General features: G+C 26.0%; 21 protein-coding genes. 10 read left to right on the top strand and 11 right to left on the bottom strand.

Annotation, left to right across the window (positions count from 1 at the left end):
* Together KO488_RS04590 and KO488_RS04585 are read left to right on the top strand one after the other, a co-directional pair.
* The coding region (locus tag KO488_RS04590; protein WP_216057611.1) for a transposase at nt 1-486 on the top strand (486 nt) is incomplete at its 5' end.
* A gap of 536 nt (nt 487-1,022) precedes the next feature.
* Nucleotides 1,023-1,523 carry a DUF4274 domain-containing protein gene (locus KO488_RS04585; protein ID WP_216057610.1) on the top strand — a complete coding sequence of 167 codons (501 nt, stop codon included), beginning with the start codon at nt 1,023-1,025 and terminating at the stop codon, nt 1,521-1,523.
* A 62-nt stretch (nt 1,524-1,585) separates the two neighbouring features.
* Here the strand turns inward: KO488_RS04585 and KO488_RS15315 are convergent, their stop codons facing one another.
* The 5 genes from KO488_RS15315 to KO488_RS04565 are packed head-to-tail and all read right to left on the bottom strand — an operon-like array spanning nt 1,586 to nt 3,677.
* Complete coding sequence (locus tag KO488_RS15315) at nt 1,586-1,714, bottom strand: hypothetical protein (protein ID WP_266099289.1); 129 nt, start codon at nt 1,712-1,714, stop codon at nt 1,586-1,588.
* The gene (locus tag KO488_RS15430) at nt 1,705-1,845 is read right to left on the bottom strand and encodes a recombinase family protein (protein WP_303571994.1); all 141 of its coding nucleotides are present in this window, start codon (nt 1,843-1,845) and stop codon (nt 1,705-1,707) included. The genes KO488_RS15315 and KO488_RS15430 overlap by 10 nt, the downstream gene beginning before the upstream one ends.
* Nucleotides 1,845-2,741, bottom strand: a complete 897-nt coding sequence (locus KO488_RS04575; protein WP_216057609.1) for a hypothetical protein — start codon at nt 2,739-2,741, stop codon at nt 1,845-1,847. The genes KO488_RS15430 and KO488_RS04575 overlap by 1 nt, the downstream gene beginning before the upstream one ends.
* A gap of 2 nt (nt 2,742-2,743) precedes the next feature.
* Entirely contained in the window at nt 2,744-3,211 is a 468-nt protein-coding gene (locus tag KO488_RS04570) for a hypothetical protein (RefSeq protein WP_216057608.1), read from the bottom strand.
* 1 nt (nt 3,212) lies between these two features.
* Nucleotides 3,213-3,677, bottom strand: coding sequence for a helix-turn-helix domain-containing protein (locus tag KO488_RS04565; RefSeq protein WP_216057607.1), 465 nt, complete (start codon nt 3,675-3,677; stop codon nt 3,213-3,215).
* A 557-nt stretch (nt 3,678-4,234) separates the two neighbouring features.
* Between KO488_RS04565 and KO488_RS04560 the strand changes: the two genes are divergently transcribed.
* Together KO488_RS04560 and KO488_RS04555 are read left to right on the top strand one after the other, a co-directional pair.
* Complete coding sequence (locus KO488_RS04560; protein ID WP_216057606.1) at nt 4,235-5,236, top strand: hypothetical protein; 1,002 nt, start codon at nt 4,235-4,237, stop codon at nt 5,234-5,236.
* Nucleotides 5,237-5,241: 5 nt separating this feature from the next.
* Nucleotides 5,242-6,156 carry a hypothetical protein gene (locus KO488_RS04555; RefSeq protein ID WP_216057605.1) on the top strand — a complete coding sequence of 305 codons (915 nt, stop codon included), beginning with the start codon at nt 5,242-5,244 and terminating at the stop codon, nt 6,154-6,156.
* Nucleotides 6,157-6,393: 237 nt separating this feature from the next.
* Here KO488_RS04555 and KO488_RS04550 read toward each other — a convergent pair whose 3' ends face one another.
* Nucleotides 6,394-7,512, bottom strand: coding sequence for a tyrosine-type recombinase/integrase (locus tag KO488_RS04550; RefSeq protein WP_216057604.1), 1,119 nt, complete (start codon nt 7,510-7,512; stop codon nt 6,394-6,396).
* A 149-nt stretch (nt 7,513-7,661) separates the two neighbouring features.
* On the opposite strand from KO488_RS04550, the gene ychF reads away from it, so the two are divergent.
* On the top strand, nt 7,662-8,765 hold the full coding sequence (gene ychF / locus KO488_RS04545) for a redox-regulated ATPase YchF (RefSeq protein WP_216057603.1): 1,104 nt from the start codon (nt 7,662-7,664) through the stop codon (nt 8,763-8,765).
* A gap of 85 nt (nt 8,766-8,850) precedes the next feature.
* The gene (locus KO488_RS04540) at nt 8,851-9,669 is read left to right on the top strand and encodes an HDOD domain-containing protein (protein WP_216057602.1); all 819 of its coding nucleotides are present in this window, start codon (nt 8,851-8,853) and stop codon (nt 9,667-9,669) included.
* A gap of 19 nt (nt 9,670-9,688) precedes the next feature.
* On the opposite strand, the gene recO is transcribed toward KO488_RS04540, so the two are convergent.
* Both recO and KO488_RS04530 read right to left on the bottom strand, forming a co-directional pair.
* Nucleotides 9,689-10,303, bottom strand: a complete 615-nt coding sequence (gene recO, locus KO488_RS04535; protein WP_216057601.1) for a recombination protein RecO — start codon at nt 10,301-10,303, stop codon at nt 9,689-9,691.
* An 8-nt stretch (nt 10,304-10,311) separates the two neighbouring features.
* Nucleotides 10,312-10,566, bottom strand: a complete 255-nt coding sequence (locus KO488_RS04530; protein WP_216057600.1) for a hypothetical protein — start codon at nt 10,564-10,566, stop codon at nt 10,312-10,314.
* 115 nt (nt 10,567-10,681) lie between these two features.
* Here KO488_RS04530 and KO488_RS04525 point away from each other — a divergent pair, with 115 nt between their 5' ends.
* Nucleotides 10,682-10,999: a pyrimidine/purine nucleoside phosphorylase gene (locus KO488_RS04525; protein ID WP_216057599.1), complete on the top strand. Its 318-nt coding sequence runs from the start codon at nt 10,682-10,684 to the stop codon at nt 10,997-10,999.
* A 54-nt stretch (nt 11,000-11,053) separates the two neighbouring features.
* On the opposite strand, the gene KO488_RS04520 is transcribed toward KO488_RS04525, so the two are convergent.
* Nucleotides 11,054-12,157 carry a nitrous oxide reductase accessory protein NosL gene (locus KO488_RS04520; RefSeq protein WP_216057598.1) on the bottom strand — a complete coding sequence of 368 codons (1,104 nt, stop codon included), beginning with the start codon at nt 12,155-12,157 and terminating at the stop codon, nt 11,054-11,056.
* A 129-nt stretch (nt 12,158-12,286) separates the two neighbouring features.
* On the bottom strand, nt 12,287-12,673 hold the full coding sequence (locus KO488_RS04515; protein ID WP_216057597.1) for a class II SORL domain-containing protein: 387 nt from the start codon (nt 12,671-12,673) through the stop codon (nt 12,287-12,289).
* A gap of 140 nt (nt 12,674-12,813) precedes the next feature.
* On the opposite strand from KO488_RS04515, the gene KO488_RS04510 reads away from it, so the two are divergent.
* From KO488_RS04510 to KO488_RS04500, 3 genes are all read left to right on the top strand, one after another.
* On the top strand, nt 12,814-13,635 hold the full coding sequence (locus KO488_RS04510; protein ID WP_216057596.1) for a thiamine-phosphate kinase: 822 nt from the start codon (nt 12,814-12,816) through the stop codon (nt 13,633-13,635).
* 34 nt (nt 13,636-13,669) lie between these two features.
* Nucleotides 13,670-14,734: a tRNA pseudouridine(13) synthase TruD gene (truD, locus tag KO488_RS04505; RefSeq protein ID WP_216057595.1), complete on the top strand. Its 1,065-nt coding sequence runs from the start codon at nt 13,670-13,672 to the stop codon at nt 14,732-14,734.
* Nucleotides 14,735-14,820: 86 nt separating this feature from the next.
* Nucleotides 14,821-15,174, top strand: coding sequence for a hypothetical protein (locus KO488_RS04500; protein WP_216057594.1), 354 nt, complete (start codon nt 14,821-14,823; stop codon nt 15,172-15,174).
* Between the two features lie 48 nt (nt 15,175-15,222).
* Here KO488_RS04500 and KO488_RS04495 read toward each other — a convergent pair whose 3' ends face one another.
* A complete protein-coding gene (locus KO488_RS04495) occupies nt 15,223-17,409 on the bottom strand; it encodes a methyl-accepting chemotaxis protein (RefSeq protein WP_216057593.1) in 2,187 nt (728 codons plus the stop codon).
* Between the last annotated feature and the right edge of the window lie 22 nt (nt 17,410-17,431).

Raw genomic sequence — 17,431 nt, 5'->3', positions numbered from 1 at the left:
ATTAAGCGTTTAATGTACTTCGGTACCCGCTCTGTATGTACAGTTTGTCCAATACGTTCACAGTGTCTTCCTCCTAAAACACCTGCAAAACGTCTTTGGCGTTGGGAACATGAATCACTCATAGAGGCTCACCGTACAAAGATGCAGACACACAAAGCAAAAACTATGATTAAACAGCGTGCCGCTTTGGCAGAACACCCATTTGGTACAATCAAACAAAAGCTAGGATGGAGCCATTTTCTAGTACGTGGCAAAACAAAGGTTGCGGGAGAGAATGCTTTAATTATGCTCACCTATAATTTTAGACGATTGTTGAATCTAATTGGTATTACACTGTTTCAAAAGCTGGTAAAAGCCAGTAAAAGTGGCAATATTGAGGATATAAAACAAGAAATAGTAGAGTACATTGCAGTTCTACACTTTTTTAAAGCTTTATTTCGTCAAAAAATGTGTTTATACATCTGGATATTGAAAAAACTTTCTTAGTCTTGATTCTTTTACTTATATAAGGTTAGTTCTTTCACAGTCTCTCTTATATTTGGAGCAGTTTTTACTAATTGTAAGCTTGTTCCAAATAGAGTTGAATTGTTGAACATTCTCCAAAAAGTACAGGTTGTTGAACTTGTTATTTTTTACTTTACTAGTATCAATATTTATTTGACATTCTATTTAATATTTATAATGATTACTATTGTATACTCCCCTTTAAACAAGGACGTTCAGTATAAACCCCACTATCAATTTTTATTGGCTATGACAATTTTTGACCTCCATAGCTAGACCTTACTTAAGGGACATTATGTCTTTTTAATATTGATATTCACTACAAAAAGGACATTTTATCTTTAAGGATAATAGTATAAAAGTTAGTATTTTTCTTAATACATTATATTTTGTAATGAAAACCATTATAAAAGGTACACTTTTTATGTCTTTTAATAATGTATATAAATATTAATTAGGATAAAATGTTCCTTCAATAAATAGTTAGGTTTCAATAGAATAAAATATGAGGACCATGCATGAATGAACTAGAAGTCGAAAAATTAGAAAGAAAAGAATGGGATATTATTAGAAAGTATCTAGAATCATCAGATAATACTCAACAATTTTATTATGCATTGTGGTCCAACTATGATGATAATCAAAAGCCGTTAAAATGGTTAATTTCTAATCCAAATACAGAACTAGCCACCATTCTAGCCATTTATTACAATCTAGAGCCAAGCTACTACACAAAATATAGATCATTAGATGAAGTAACGAAAAGTGAATTAGGGCACTTTAACTTTCTTCGGAAAATAGAAGAAAACGTAGATAATAAGTTTTACAAAAACAGCACAATTTGTTTTTCCCCCTCTGAATGGGAAGAGAAGTTTGATGATGAAGCTCCTCGACCAATCCCCCTATTTATGAGAGAGGAAGTTAAAGGAAAAACTACCATTTCTTGCGATTACCCAGAAGGGTATGACGAAGGACTGCCTCTTGCAGTTTATAGTGAAATTTGGAATTTATATCAATAATAACCTAACAAGTCGCTCAAATCAGAGCGGGGAAAAGCGCTCCGCCCCTTTCGCTTAGGTGTTCAACAACCTCTTACATTTGGAACACGAAGCACTGATATTAGTTTTCCATGTTCCATAAAGTGTTCAAGAAGTAGAAAAGGTAAAGTTCCACAAACCTTAAGAAGATATGGAACAAAGATTACTGGCATATATTTTTATTTTTTAAAGAAGTAATTACACTAATTAGATGAGCTAACCTTCTTCCTCGTCTATCTAGTTTCCAAACAACTAAAGTATCTCCTTCTTTTAAAAATTCAATATTATACTTATTTACAAACACTAAATAGAGCGGTAAGATTTATTATATGTTCTTAATTTTAAATTGATCTTATCAATTTCCTCATTATTATTAGAAGTAAATTTTTCTGAAATAAAATAAGTTTCTTTTAATGCAATATCAAAAAAGCTAAATTTCTCATCTTTATTTTTTATCAAGTTAATGATTTTCTGTATATTATATTTATCTACATAGTCATTTAAAACTGATTCTGTAAAAATAGTAACATTCTCTTTTAATTTAAAATGTATTGATTCTGTAATAAGAAAAAAACAAATTGCAATAATGATTTTTTGTGCATCTTCTTTTTTAAATTTTAAAATATCATAAATTATCTTATTTAACAAGATTGTTAGAAAATCATCTGTTCTATGATATTGATAAGTATCTGATATACTTGTGTTATTTTTATCATCTCTTAAAATCATTGTAAAATTTTGTGTATTAGGATTAATAGTTCTAAAATAATTCTTTTCTAATATATGCAAAATGTTATAGAAATTTGTATGAAATGGGTCTTCTAACCAGAGGTTTTTAACAATGACAATATTATATAATGTAACCATTATTGAATCTGAATTATTACTATTTGTAGCTGGTTCTGAAAATATGAAATCACTTTTTGGGTTAAATAGAAGAAGTTTACTTAAATCAATTTGCAAATTATCTATTTTGTTTTCTTTTTGTTTAATTTCTAAATCTCGATAAGTTCCTGCACACAGTTGGTTATACATTACTGTAGAAAAATTGAGAGCACGTGATCTACTTGCATATCCTTCTACTGCATCCTTAATAACAGTTTTATTTGTTTCAAGTACTTCTTGATATTTGGAATAAATTACATAGATAATAATTAGAAGTGTAAAAATTATTGTAACTAAAATAAGAATAATATTCATAATTATAACACTCCATTTTTTTCAAGAATCTTTATTAAAGAATCAGGTGTGAATATAAACTCATTTTCGATTGTTGTTTTAAATGAATAACCTATTAAAGACATATTATAAAGTTTATAAATAGCACGCGCTTCAGATCTTGTAATATAAGTATTTTTAGTATCTTTAATATCTTTAATATCTTTTACTCTTAAACTTTTTGTGCTATTAAATTTTGCTGTATCTAAATATTTGTTTTGATTATTATCAAAATCAAACATATTTACTTCTTCAATAAAATGAACAGTATCAGATATTCTTGAAGTTAATATCACATCTTTTATTAAAATTAATAGATTTCTAATCTCTTTTTTCTTTGTACTTACATTATCTTCACTAATTTGAAGTAGAAAAACTTCTTTATCCAAGTTTAGTGCCACTATATGCATTTTTAAATCATTATCAAACATTATTACTTTATTATTTAACATTTTAGTTCTCCTCTGAATTTATATTTAGTTCTAAATCTTTCCAAATTTTATATATTGTTGAATATGAAACTTGAAGCTTATGATATTTCATCAAATAGTTTGATATCTCTCTAAAACTCATTCTTTCTTTCTCTTTCAACCTTTTTACAATTGACCAATATTGAATAACTCTTTCTCGTTTTTCTTTTTTAGTTAATTCTCTAGCTCGTATCTTTGATGTATTAAGACCTACAATATCAATCTCTTTTAAGATTGTATCAATTGCAAGAATTAAAGAAACAAAAGTTAAAACTTCTTTATCAATATCTTTGTATTTATTCCTTAAGGTATAAAATATAGATATTTGTTGTACAAGAATTTTCAATTTTGTATCTATATCAACTTTTGTAAATAGTCTCAGTTTCTGATTTTGCATTTTAATTGTCATTTTTGTCAATTTTTCACAATTAATTTGATTTTGTTTCAATTTATATATTTCTCCTTTCTTTTGATTAATTTACAACTTTTATAGTATTTACCAAATGCTCTGCGACCCCTTGAACAGGGAATAGATAACTAGCTCTTTTTCCATTTGAGCTTCTAATGTATGGCGGGATATTTAGTGATTGTAATATCCTTCTGTCAATGCTTTGTGTTGATATTTTCAGCACTTCAGATAATTCATTTTTTGTTAATGTAAAGCCGTATTTAAAGTAAAGTAAAACAATATATTTATCTAGAACGCTCTGTATTTCAGATAAAGGTTTAGTTAGTTCTAACTGTTCTTTATTAAGCTTTTTAATATCAAATTTAATATTCTCTCCTTTTGTATATTGATGTAATTAATCGATTAATTAATGAAATTGTAGAATATTATATATGCAGAATATTGCGTATATAATTTGCTATCAAGAATTATTATTATTTAATCTATATTTTTATCTACAGAAAAGAATTTTAAAAGATATGTTAAAGAATTATTTTAATTGTTTAAAAAGATTTGATTTAATGATATTATTCATTATAAAAAAGGAGTATTAAAAGATGAAATTAAATAACAAATATTTAAATCTAAAAAAAATATTAGAAATTTATAATGATAGATATGCAAGAAGAGAAGAACTAGAATATGAACTTGATCTTTCAAAAGATCAAGTTGGTAGAATAATTACTTTATTAAAAAATATGGAAATATTTGAAAAAGGTAATAATAAAATAAGCGAAAACTTATATAATAAAAGTATTTTTAATACAAAAGAATTTAATATTGCACTATTAGCATCTTTAGCATATGTAGAAGAAGATAAATCAAAAGAAATTATTAAATACTTTTTTAAAGATACAACAAAGAATTTAACTTTTGCAATAACAAATAACTATTCACGAAACTTTCAAGAGAATCTTATTAAACTTATAGACGAACGTAAATATAAATTTTTTGCAAGTATTATAAAAGATAATAATAATGCTTTAAAAACCTGTTGTAAGGTTTCATTTATTGAATCAGAAAGAAGTGAAAATATCATACCATTAGAATTTTTTATATTTGAAGATAGTTGGTTTATTTGTGCATATTTTGTAAAAAATAAAAAAATTGATATCATCGACACAAAAAATATAGAAGATGTTACTCTTGTAAAATATGATTTCTCTGATTATATTAATATATCTGATATTGAAAAATGTATTAAACGTTATATTTCTGAAAAAAATATAATGACTGAAGAACTAGTACTTTTACGATTAAATCCCATTACACTAAGTTTATTAGTTGAATTTGATTTAGTTTCAAGCTACGAAATATTTGAAGATAGAAATAATGATAAATTATTTTTATTAAATATAAATAGATTTAATGATGAATTATCGAAAATTAATATTGATAACTTAATATCAAATATTGATACTCCTGAAGATTTAGTTGAGAATAAAAGAATAGTTTTTTATGAAGAAGATACAAAAAATTATATTATTAAAACAAAATTAAGCAAATCAAAATTGAAGTTTATTTTAAATTCTTTTAATAATATTCAACAAATAAAGTAATTTATATGATTAAAAGAATAGTTACACTAGAAGAGCTTGAAAAATTTGAAAATAGTTTAGATGTTTCATATTGGAGAGAATTATATAAAAGTATAAGAGAAAATTTTGAAATATATAAAAAAATTATTAGAGAGCCTAAAAATATAAAATTGAGTTTAGGATATTCAAAAGATATAACAAATATTTATTATCAGAAAAACGAAATTAAAATTAATAAACATTTTATTACATATATTGTTTATTATTTATATGAAAACTCTAAAAGAAGAGATAGTTTAATTTTTAAAAGTGTTAATGAAAAACTGTATAATAACACACTAAATTTGATGATAGGTTTTATAATTGAATTTATAATTTTACATGAATTATTTCATGCTAAAGGAAATCATTTAATAATAAAAAATAAGTTCAGAGAAAAAAATATTGAATTTGAAGAAGCTAAAAAGGCAGTTGATTTATTGTTTAGAAATTCTTTTAAATTATGCAGTAAAAAACATTCTCTAATTGAAACAAATATTGAATTAGATGCTGATAAAAAGGCAATTGAACTTTTGTTAGAAAAATATCTAAGACTTAGTTACAAGAACGATACTCTTATTGAAAAGTATATTTATGCAATATTACATCTTACTAATATTTTTAAATATTTAGGAAATAATAATGATAATATTAAAGTTAGACAGGTATTCTTAATGGCTTCAATTGTTGATTTAAAAAGAAAGATTCCTTCTTGTACTAATATATCAATTGAAGAACTTGAAAATATTAAAGATATCTGTGTTATTAAATTTAATTATAAATATAAAGATCTTTACGATTTTAAATATAAAGATCTTGAATTGAATCATGAATCAGTTAAAGAATTTTTTGCCTTCAGAAGAGAATATCACGATGATTTGAATAATAATTCTTGTATATAATACTGAAATTAATAGATAAGAAATAGCTTCTTCAAAATTTATAATATGCTGATTAATTACATTTTGTAGTTTTTTAGAGACTATTATATGTTATTTGATATTTGTCATAAACTTTATACTCAATAATGAATAAGTTTATCAAGTCATATTATAAATTTTATAGATTTAATTTGTTTATGATCTAGTAAGATGGATGTTTTCAGTCCTATTATATTTATTTAATCATATGTTCTATATTCAATTGTATAATCCTAATACCATTTCTTTTCCACTGTCAGGTGCTAACTTTGCATATCTCAATGTCATTGTTATATCCTTATGATTCATTAATTTTTGAATAGTATAAATAGGAGTTCCTTTGATTGCTAAATGACTTGCAAAAGTATGTCTTAGTGTATGGGTAACCACTCTATTTTTTCTGTCATCCTTTTCGAGGCCTATATTAAAATGTTTATTGTATATTTTTGTAAGTCTTTGTTGTATACCTTGTTGTCCTTTTTCTATAATTTTATCATTAGCATGAATATTTTTAATTCGATTTGCTAATAAGTTTTTAAGATCATCATTATAAAAACCCAAATATGTTGAATTGTTCTTATGGTCTTTTAGTTGAACTGTATTTGTATCAAGTTGAACATCTTTTTTTTTAATAGACATAATAGTACCCATTCTTCCTCCTGTTTGTAATGCAAGTTGTGTAAAAAGATTTAGATGATCGATATTTTCTACTTCTTTTAAAAGTATTGTAATTTCATCTAATGTGAGATATTTTTCTCTTTTGTTATCAACATTAACTCTTTTAATACTTTTATCAACTGGATTATTATTTTTAAATAAGTCTTTTTGTATTGCTATATTATAAATGGCACCAATAATTTGTACTAGTGCATTTACTGTACGTTGTGCAAGGGATTCATTTTTTATCTTTTGAAGTTCTTTAATCTGATCTGAAGTTATGTCATCTACAGAATACTTACCTAAAAATGGTTGTATGTGTATTTGATAAGTTCTTTTTATTTTTTGAATGTCTTTGACCTCTAACTCTTTCTCCTTAAAATATATTTCTGCAAAATCATCAAGTATTATGGTCTTTTTCTTTTTCTTTTTTGCAATTACAGGAGGTTCTTCTCCTAATCTTAATTTCATAAGTATTTCATTTCTTATTTGTTTACAATAATTTATTCTTATTCCTTGTGAGTATTTTCCTATTGTTTTTAATTTATCTTTTTCATCATTTCTATATCTAATAAGATAAATTTTATCTATTTCTTTGCCATTATCGTTTATAATGCGTTTATAAAAAATACCTTCTTCATTTGTAGGGATTCTTTTTGATTGTATTTTATAATTTGTCATTGTTTTAGTCCTTGAATAGTCCTTATGATTTGAGAAATATTGCTAAATATTGATGATTGATTATACAATGTAAAATCATAAGAATCCCTTTAAAATCATGTGTTGATGGTTATTGTAGAATACTTATAAATAAATACTAAAGGTTAGCAATGGGATTAGGTGTAGGAATCGTAGGATTACCAAATATAGGAAAGTCGACAACGTTTAATGCGTTAACAAAAGCACAAAATGCAGAGGCACAAAATTATCCATTTTGTACTATTGAACCAAATAAAGCAGTTGTTCCAGTACCTGATAAAAGATTAGATGCATTAGCTAAGATTGTTAATCCAGATAAAATACAACATTCGACAATAGATTTTGTTGATATTGCAGGTTTAGTAAAAGGCGCATCAAAAGGTGAGGGCTTAGGAAATCAATTTTTATCTAATATTAGAGAAGTTGAAGTTATTTTACATATGGTAAGATGTTTTGAAGATGAAAATATTGTTCATGTTGAAGGAGATATTGATCCTTTAAGAGATATAGAAATTATAGAAACAGAATTAATCTATGCAGATATTTCACAAGTTGAAAAGAAATGTGAAAAACTTAAAAAAGAATCTAAATTTGATAAAATTGCAGCTGCTAAATTACCTATTGCACAAGCATTATTGGCGCATTTAGAAGATTTAAAGCCAGCTAGTTCATTTGAAGATAGAGATGATGAAAATTTTATTGACTTAGATAGAGAATTAAGATTATTATCAAATAAAAATATTATTTATGGAACAAATGTTGATGAAGATTCATTAGCTGATGGTGGAAATAAATATGTAGATTTAGTAAAAAAACATGCAAGTGCAATAAATGCTGATGTAATTGTATTATGTGCAAAAATTGAAGAAGAGTTAGTTGGGTTAGATGATGATGAGGCTCAAGAGTTTTTAACTGACCTTGGAGTAGAAGAATCAGGATTAGAACAAATTATTCATCATGCTTTTGATAAATTAGGTCTACAATCGTACTTTACAGCAGGTAAAGTTGAGGTAAGAGCTTGGACTATTAAAAAAGAGACAAAAGCACCACAAGCAGCAGCTGTAATTCATAATGATTTCGAAAAAGGTTTTATTAAAGCAGAAGTTATAGCATATGAAGATTTTGTTTCTCTAGGTGGAGAAGCTAAAGCAAAAGAAGCTGGTAAGTTAAGATTAGAAGGTAAAGATTATGTTGTTAGAGATGGTGATATTATGCACTTTAGATTTAATACATAAATTCTAGCTTTAACTTTAAATAATTTATTATCTATTGATAAATATTTAGTTATAATTAAAAAATAACAACAATTATAGGAGTCACATGTCTGCTAATATATTAGAGAAGATTGAGTCTTTACCTCCTTTACCTAAAACTATTATAGAAATTGAAGAGTTTAGGAAAAAGTTTGATAAAGAAACTTTTGAATTATTACAAATAATTGAAAAAGATGCATTAATTATTTCAACTTTACTTAAAATATCAAATTCAGCAATGTTTGGATTTAGATCAAAAGTTGAAACACCAAGTCGTGCTATTGGCTTGTTAGGAATTAATTTTACAATTTCTATTGCAATTGGTGGGACTGTTCAAAATCTTTTAAATACTAATCTAGAGCCATATAGTATTTCTAGTGATGATTTTATGAGAGCTTCAAATCTTTCTTCAACACTTGTAAGTTTATGGCTATCGCATGTTGATGTTGATTTAAAGAATGAACTCTTACTTCCTGTTTTATTACAAGAAACAGGAAAGTTTATTTTAGCAGATATAATTACTAGTGAAAAAAAGACTGAAGAATTTAAGACATTAATTTCTTCAGGTTCATCTTTTTGTGTTGCAGAAAAAGAAATAGTAGGTCTTACTACTTCTGAAATTACAGCAAAAATATTTAGACATTGGAAATTAAGTGAAAATTTAGTTGAGTTAATTGAATTTGTTGATGATATTTCAAAATGTTCTAATGATATTAAACAAAAAGCTCAAATTCTTGATGTAATTAAAACAGCCTGTGATATATCTAATCCATTAAGTGATGATAATACTGAAAAAGCTATTGTTAAAGCTACAAAATATGGTTTAGATGTAAAAGCTTTAGAAAAAGCGATTGAAAAATTACAAGATAGATTATTAGACGAATAATAAAGTCTAATAGTTTATTTTATAATCCTTGTAAAATTATATCCCACAAATACTCAACTTCTTCATCTGTTAAGTTTATTAACTTTTTCTCTTCAAATAACTCTTTAATCTTTTTTAATTCGAATACCTTAGAATAAGTACATTTAGCATGAACAGGTAAAAAACCTCTAACTAAAGATATATTTTCTAAGATTTTATTTTCACATATTAAGCATTCATAATTAGTGTGAAGTCTTCCTTCATATTCTAAAATTGATATGTATGATTCACATATAGCTCTTAGAGCATTTTGTTTAATCATAATATGAACTAAATTATCAAGATTATAGAAATAAAAAGCATCAATTTCTTCTAATTCTTTTAAGTGAGGATAAAACTGTTTTACAAATCTTTGCCAACAATACATCTTTTCATAGTCTAAAATCCATTGAAATCCAAGTTGTATTACATCTTTAAGCCGAGGTATGGTTGATCTAGTATCTTCTAATTCAAAATCTATTTTATAGCCTATATTTATATTTGAGTGCCTTGCACCATAGAACCTATAAGTAGTTAAAATAGATGTTTCTGTGAGTATTGATACTATTAGATCATCGTCTTTTACAGGTTTTATATCTATTATATAACCTTGCATAAAAAGTTTTAGTCCTCTTTTCTCATCTCATTTATTTCTTCCATAATTTCTTTAGCTTCTTCTTCATCTATTTCACCTGCATCTAGGTCTTTTAACATATCATTAAAATCTTCTCTCATTTCTTGCATTGAAGCTAGCTCTTCTTTTGTTCTTTCATCTTCTTTTTTTGAAGCAATAATTTCGAATAGTTCATCAATATAATCTTCTATTTCAATTAATACATCATTTTTTAGTAAAGAGGCTAATTCATCTTGAATAGTCATAAATATCCTTATTTAATTTTTAGCAATTATATCTAAAAAGAACTAGCCTTTTGCTTCAATAAAACCAAATAAATTTTATGATATAATTTATAAAATAATTATGTAAGGAAGTTATATGGCAGAATTTAATAATGTTTCTATCGCAAAAGCTGCAAGTGTTCTTTTTGAAGGGAATATTACAAGTAGAAGTATTGAATTTGATGATGGTTCTAGAAAAACATTAGGTATTATGTTACCAGGTGAATATGAATTAAATACAGTTCACAAAGAGATTATGGATATTCAAAGAGGTGAATTAGAAGTACTTTTACCTGCTCAAGAATGGGTTTTATATAAAGGACCTGCAACATTTGAAGTTCCTGCAAATTCTAAATTTAAATTAAGAGTTCATACTTTAGTTGACTATTGTTGTTCTTTTGTAAAAATTAGATAAATTAATTTAACTTTGTTATAAGACAATACGAATTACTTCGTATTGCTTTATTCTCTAATATAAAAGGTTTTCTTTTATATCTTCAAATTTTAATACTTTTTTCCCAAAATGACTTTTAGAAAAATCTTCTGCTTCTTTTTTTGTTCTAAATGGAATTAATTCTTCTCCCATTGGTCCATAGATATTTGAACCTAATACATAAAAAGCACTCTTTGCATCAATAGCATTTAAAGTATAATAATCAGTTACAAGCATCTTTGAAATATCCTCTACTTTATGATTATGTTTAAATTTTGATGGATTAAAATAAAACTTCATCATATCTTTTACCCCATCAAAGTAGTGTGAGTGTTTTTGTTCTACATCTATTTGTGCTACCCACTTTGGATATTTTGCTACAAACATTCCACATACTGGACATTTAGCATCTTTTGGTACTTTTATCATTTTATTTTTATTTGCTGCTAATATTGGATCATATAAATAAATAGCTACTGCTTGTTGCATATTGGGTTTTAATTTTTTACATAATTTATTGTCGATTATATATTGTTTACTTTCTCCAACGGAATTAAACTCAGGAAGTTTATCTTGTTTACATATTGAGGAATAGATTTTTTTACCCTTTTTTGCCATTGTAACTCTTTTTTTACTAACTGTTGCAGTATCCTTAGATAATGAATCCTTTGCAATTTTTAATGTTTCTTCAAAAGTATGTATTTCTCCACCAAAGTTTTTTTGAAAAGATAAAGCATCTTCTTTTTTATCAAATGCATATTTACTAACAGGACTCATTGTTCCTTTTTTAGAAGAGCCAAGTACATAAGTAGCCGTATTAGCAGAAATGAATTTTAAAGTATTTGTATCAACTACTTCAATTTTTTTAATCTTATTTTCATGATCATTATGTATTTGTGCTTGACAATGAATTGAACAATATTGTTCTTTATGTCCATTTTTAAATGTTGTTGCATGATTTGTTTTATAAAATTTTGTTAAGTGCATTCCACATACGTTACAAAACTGCTTACTTGAATCATTTTTAACTAATGTTGCCTCTGAAGGTTTTACTGATTGGAACATTTTATTTTCTTGAGCATTAAGTACAGATAGACTTAAAAGCATAAAAGTAAATAAAGTTAGAAATTTTTTTAACATGATATTTCCTTTTTTAATTGTATTAGTTGAAGTATATAAAAAAGTAGTTAATTATGTGTTAATATGAGAGATAAAAAAAGGGGCAAAGAAATTAATCTTTGCCCCTTTTTTATTAAAGATATGAAAAGCTTACGCTTCTACAGATACTTCAACAGGAGTTGACTCCCAGATACCGTGTTTAGTACAGTAACCATGAGCTACTAAGTTTAATTTTTTTCCAGTTGGAATAATTGTAAAAGTAGTAGTATTATGAGCTTTAACATTTCCTAATGTTCCTGGAACATAACTAGCACATGCTAATTTAGTTTCACCATTAAATAATGTAATTGATTCAATATAGTGATCAAAATCATCTGGATGAGTATATTCATTACCCATTTTAACAGTCACTTCAAATGGCTCACCTTGTTTTGCAGTTGCAGCACAGTGAATAAATGGTGAATGTCTATCAATTAAATCTTTTTTCGCTTCTCTTTCAACAGTATCAATATCAACGTATTTGTTAATTTTTGGCATATTTTCTCCTAAGTTTTAAAATAAGCCATATTATACAATAATTTTTCTAAAAGTAAATAGGATAAAATATATCCTATATCAAAAATTATCATTTGAGAATGAACATGTGTATATTTTGCTCATATTTGGTATAATTCCGAATGAATAAAGAAGAGTATTTTATAAAACAATTTTCAAATAGTAAATTTATAGGTGATGATGGTGCAGTTGTAGGCTCTCATGTGTATTCTATGGATGCATTTTTTGAAAACATCCACTTTAAAACGAAATGGTTTACTTTAAAACAAATAGCATATAAATCAATGATAGTTAATATTTCTGATGCAATAGCTATGAATGCAATTCCTAAGTATGCATTACTTAGTGTTGCAATTCCAGTGACTTACTCTAAAAAAGAGTTAAAAGAGTTATCAAGTGGCTTTAAAAAAGCTGCAAAAGAGTTTGGTATTGAAATAATTGGTGGAGATACGATATCAAATAATAAACTTGATATTTCAATTACAATTATTTCTAAGACCAAAAGTCCAATACTTCGTTCAACTGCAAAAAAAGATGATTTATTTTGTTACACAGGAACTCTTGGAACTTGTAAAAAAGATTTAGAAAAATTGTTTAAAGGTAAAAAGATAAGTAAAAATTCTAAGTTTATTAAACCAAAGTTAAATCCTGAGTTTTTTTATGAAAGTTCAAAATATGTAACTTCAGCACTTGATATCTCAGATGGACTTTTTTTTGAGTTAGAAAGAGTTTCAAAAGCAAGTAATATTGGTTTTGATTTTTTTAAACATATAAGTGAAGATATTGGAAGCTCAGGCGAAGAATATGAAATACTTTTTTCTTTTAACAAAAAGCATTTAAAAAAAATTGAAAAAATTGCTAAAAAACATAAAGTAAAATTAAATATATTTGCAAAAGCAGTAAAAGGCAAATACGAAGCAAAAGTTAAAAATCACCATTTTTAAAATATAAAAAATATAAAAAATCTAAGGAAATATATTGAAGCAATTACAAAGGTATTTAAACCACTCAAAAATAGATGTACTATTTAAACAAAACAAAGATGATTTTGTTGTAACTGAAGTACCATTATACGAATTCTCAGGTGAGGGTGAACATCTTATTTTAAAAATAAGAAAAAAAGATTTAGCAACTTGGGATGCTTTAGAAATAATAGCAAAATATGTAGGTTGTAAAAGCAGAGATATTGGATATGCAGGATTAAAAGATAAAAATGCAATGACAGTTCAAACTATATCTATTCATAAGCAATATGAAGAAAAGTTAAAAACATTTAATCATCCTAATATAAAAATTTTAGAAACTACCTATCATAATAATAAAATTAAAGTAGGACACTTAAAAGGGAATAAATTCTTTGTTAGATTAAAAAGAGTAAATGTTTTAGATTCAAGAAAAATTGAAGCAGCTTTAGGAAGTATTGTAACTTTAGGTATGCCCAATTATTTTGGATTCCAAAGATTTGGAATTGAAGGTGACAATTATAAAAAAGGTAAAGCTATAATAGAAGGTACTTTAAAGGAAAAAAGAAGAAATCTTAAGCAAATGTATATAAATGCTTATCAATCATATCTTTTTAATAATTGGCTTTCAAAAAGAATTGAAATCTCAAAATTAGTTGATGCTTTTGAACCAAAAGAAATATACGAAAAATTAAATTTACCTCTTGATGTTGTTAAAAGAATGAAAAAACAGAAACATCCATTAAAAATAATGACGGGTGATTTATTATCTCATTATCCTTTTGGTAAAATATTTACTATAGAAGATTTAGAAACAGAATCTGATAAATTCTATGATAGAGATAGAGTACCTACTGGTCTTTTATCAGGAAAGAGAGTTAAAAACTCTATTGACTTAGCTTATGAGATTGAAAAAGAGTATGAAGCACCTACAGGTGAAGATGGAGCAAGAAGATTTGCATGGATTTTTCCTGAAGATGTTGAAAGTAATTATAAAGAAGATAAAAACTGGATGGAACTAAAATTTACACTTCCAAAAGGTTGTTATGCTACTGAATTAATTGCAGAAATAATTCATTAAATAATTACTAATAATTTATAAAAATATCTTTTAGTTAAGTTTAAATAAGTTAAACTATAGAATATTTTACTTGTAAAAGGATATCTATGAAGTATGAAGAGTTAATAGTTGAATTATGTGATGTGATTAAAGAATCAGAAAATAATGCTTTATCTATATATAATAACTTGGAAATTATAAATGATAAAGTAAACTCTTTGTCAATTTTAGATCATGAAAAAGAGAAAATAAACTCTAAAGTTTCTGAATCTTTAGGTTTATTACAACATCAAGATTTATATAGACAAAAAATCGAAAGAGTTGTAAACTTTGTATGTGAGCATAATAACATTGATAAAACTCAATATGGATTTGCGCCTAGTGCTAAAAATATTGATTCTTCAGATGAGATTATAGATGAAGATGAACTAGAAGCTCTTATTAAACAAATGCAATCATAATTGTTTTATTTACAGAAAATAAAAGAAGTTAAAACCTCTTTTATTTACTTATTTCTTACACGCATCTTTTTTAACATCATTTAAATTTTCAAATATCTTAAGAGCATTTATTTCTACTTCTTTAGCTTTTTGATTTAAACTATTATTGCTTTCTTTATTTGCATTTGCATCAACTAATGATTGTAAGTTTTCATGAAACTGAGTATTTAATTTATCAATTGTATTCATAATTTCCATATCTATTTTTTTCCCAGAGTTGATATGCGAATCTGACCATATTTTTAAACTTGTATTTTCTTTTACTTTCCATGAATTATAAGTTCCAAGTTGTGCATAAACTTCATCTTTAGTATCTAAAATATCAACTTTTATTTGAGCTGTATCATAAACTAAATCTACATCACAAACTTTATCAAGAGTATCTTGAATAAATGAAGCTCTTGATGCTGCTGTTACAAGTGAATTTGACATGTCAGAAATATTACTTGCCATATTAGAAATTTCATTTGCTACTTGTGCATTTTTTTGTGTTGCTTGATCCAAAGTGTTAACTGCATCATTAATTTGAATAATTCCTCTTTCTTGCTCTTTAGATGCTGTAGCTACTTCTTCAATTATACTTATTGTATTAGTAATATTTTCATTTAACTCAGTATATCCATCAATCATCTCTCCTGAAATGACTTTACCTTGTTCTGCTTTTGATGATGCAGCTTCTACAATATTTTTAATCTCTTTAGCAGCTTCTGCTGATCTATTAGCAAGGTTTCGAACTTCAGCTGCAACAACTGCAAAACCTTTCCCTGCTTCACCTGCAGTTGCAGCTTCAACAGCCGCATTAAGTGAAAGAATATTTGTTTGGAATGCTATTTGATCAATTACTTCAATTGCTTCATTAATAGAAGATACTTGTACGTTTATTTCATCCATAGACTCAGCAGTTCTATTAGCAAGCTCTTGACCAGATTTTGCTGAACTTGTAACATTTTGAGCTAAGGTAGACATTTTAAAAGATGACTGTGTATTTGCAGAAATAATAGATGTAATTTCTTCTAAAGCAGCCGCTGTTTCTTCTAAAGATGCCGCTTGTTGATTTGATGAAACAGATAAATCATTTGATGCACTTGATAAAATAGCAGTATTTTTATTTAAAGAATCACCTGTATTCATAATCATTGCTAGAATTTCTGAAGTATTATTTCCAACAAGTTTTATTCCCGCTGTTAAAGAACCTAAATCTCCATAAATTCCATCATCATTGATTTTATAATCAAATTTTGATTCAGAATATTTTCTAAGTGTTTGATTAATATTATCTAAAGTTGTTTTTGTATTTTTAATCATTTCATTTAATTTATTTTTCAAATCTTCAACATGTGGATTTGATGCTGTTTGTTCTACTTGATAAACAAAGAAACCATTTCCCGTTTTTTCTAAAATATCACTAGCTTCTTCAATTACAATCTCATCTTTTTTAAGACCAGCTCTTACTTTATCCATATATGAATTAAATAGTTTTGATACTTCCCCAATCTCATCTTGAGATTCTACTTGCAAAGAAATAGAAGGGTCATTTGATTCTAAAAGGTTTTCAAAACCATTTTTTAATTTACCAATAGGATTAGTAGCTTTTTTCACAATAAAAAAGATTAATGTAATAGTTAACAATCCCAATACAGCAGAAATTATTGAAATATATACAACTAGTTCTGCTATTTGGCTATCGGCTTCATCTAATGAGAATGTTAAGTCCATTACTCCAATTACATCACCTTCTTTTTGATTCGCATGACACATTAAACAATCAGGAGTTGCAATCATTGGTTTAATCATTCGAAGACTATGTCCGGTTGAATCATTTGCTTCTAAAAGAGCAGACTCTTTATTGCTAAATGCTTTTAAAGTATTTGGATCTTCAGTAAAAGTAGAATTTGATGGATATAGTTCCATAAGTGCTTTACTTTTTGCAACATGTAAGCTTTTTACACCTTTAATACTTCTAGCATCATCTTCAGCTTTTTCAATTTGGTCTGGATCACCTGTGTTCATTGCATTTCTAAGACTTTGAAACATTGCTGCATTTAACATTTCAAGATTTTCTTTTGTTTTGTTTATTGAATCTTCTGAAACTTTAGAAGTAGTTAATATTACAATGGAAATACTACTAATAGTCATTAAAAAAAATAGCGCAAATATAATTTTGTTACTAATTTTTTTTGTTATTAACTCTAACATAATACAAGCCTTTTAGTTTAAG

Origin of the sequence: Poseidonibacter lekithochrous (assembly GCF_018861145.1) — a bacterium.
GTDB lineage: Bacteria > Campylobacterota > Campylobacteria > Campylobacterales > Arcobacteraceae > Poseidonibacter > Poseidonibacter lekithochrous_A.
The sequence above is the reverse complement of the archived record's forward strand: the minus strand, read 5'-3'. Positions and strand labels throughout refer to the sequence as shown.

Excerpts from the sequence above, each read along its gene's own strand:
- KO488_RS04585 (WP_216057610.1), top strand. The coding sequence starts at position 1,023 with ATGAATGAACTAGAAGTCGAAAAATTAGAAAGAAAAGAATGGGATATT.
- KO488_RS04495 (WP_216057593.1), bottom strand. The coding sequence starts at position 17,409 with ATGTTAGAGTTAATAACAAAAAAAATTAGTAACAAAATTATATTTGCG.
- KO488_RS04515 (WP_216057597.1), bottom strand. The coding sequence starts at position 12,673 with ATGCCAAAAATTAACAAATACGTTGATATTGATACTGTTGAAAGAGAA.
- ychF (WP_216057603.1), top strand. The coding sequence starts at position 7,662 with ATGGGATTAGGTGTAGGAATCGTAGGATTACCAAATATAGGAAAGTCG.
- KO488_RS15315 (WP_266099289.1), bottom strand. The coding sequence starts at position 1,714 with ATGCCAGTAATCTTTGTTCCATATCTTCTTAAGGTTTGTGGAACTTTA.
- KO488_RS04540 (WP_216057602.1), top strand. The coding sequence starts at position 8,851 with ATGTCTGCTAATATATTAGAGAAGATTGAGTCTTTACCTCCTTTACCT.
- KO488_RS04575 (WP_216057609.1), bottom strand. The coding sequence starts at position 2,741 with ATGAATATTATTCTTATTTTAGTTACAATAATTTTTACACTTCTAATT.
- recO (WP_216057601.1), bottom strand. The coding sequence starts at position 10,303 with ATGCAAGGTTATATAATAGATATAAAACCTGTAAAAGACGATGATCTA.
- KO488_RS04550 (WP_216057604.1), bottom strand. The coding sequence starts at position 7,512 with ATGACAAATTATAAAATACAATCAAAAAGAATCCCTACAAATGAAGAA.
- KO488_RS04570 (WP_216057608.1), bottom strand. The coding sequence starts at position 3,211 with ATGTTAAATAATAAAGTAATAATGTTTGATAATGATTTAAAAATGCAT.
- KO488_RS04525 (WP_216057599.1), top strand. The coding sequence starts at position 10,682 with ATGGCAGAATTTAATAATGTTTCTATCGCAAAAGCTGCAAGTGTTCTT.
- KO488_RS04560 (WP_216057606.1), top strand. The coding sequence starts at position 4,235 with ATGAAATTAAATAACAAATATTTAAATCTAAAAAAAATATTAGAAATT.
- KO488_RS04530 (WP_216057600.1), bottom strand. The coding sequence starts at position 10,566 with ATGACTATTCAAGATGAATTAGCCTCTTTACTAAAAAATGATGTATTA.
- KO488_RS04520 (WP_216057598.1), bottom strand. The coding sequence starts at position 12,157 with ATGTTAAAAAAATTTCTAACTTTATTTACTTTTATGCTTTTAAGTCTA.
- KO488_RS04555 (WP_216057605.1), top strand. The coding sequence starts at position 5,242 with ATGATTAAAAGAATAGTTACACTAGAAGAGCTTGAAAAATTTGAAAAT.
- KO488_RS04500 (WP_216057594.1), top strand. The coding sequence starts at position 14,821 with ATGAAGTATGAAGAGTTAATAGTTGAATTATGTGATGTGATTAAAGAA.
- KO488_RS04510 (WP_216057596.1), top strand. The coding sequence starts at position 12,814 with ATGAATAAAGAAGAGTATTTTATAAAACAATTTTCAAATAGTAAATTT.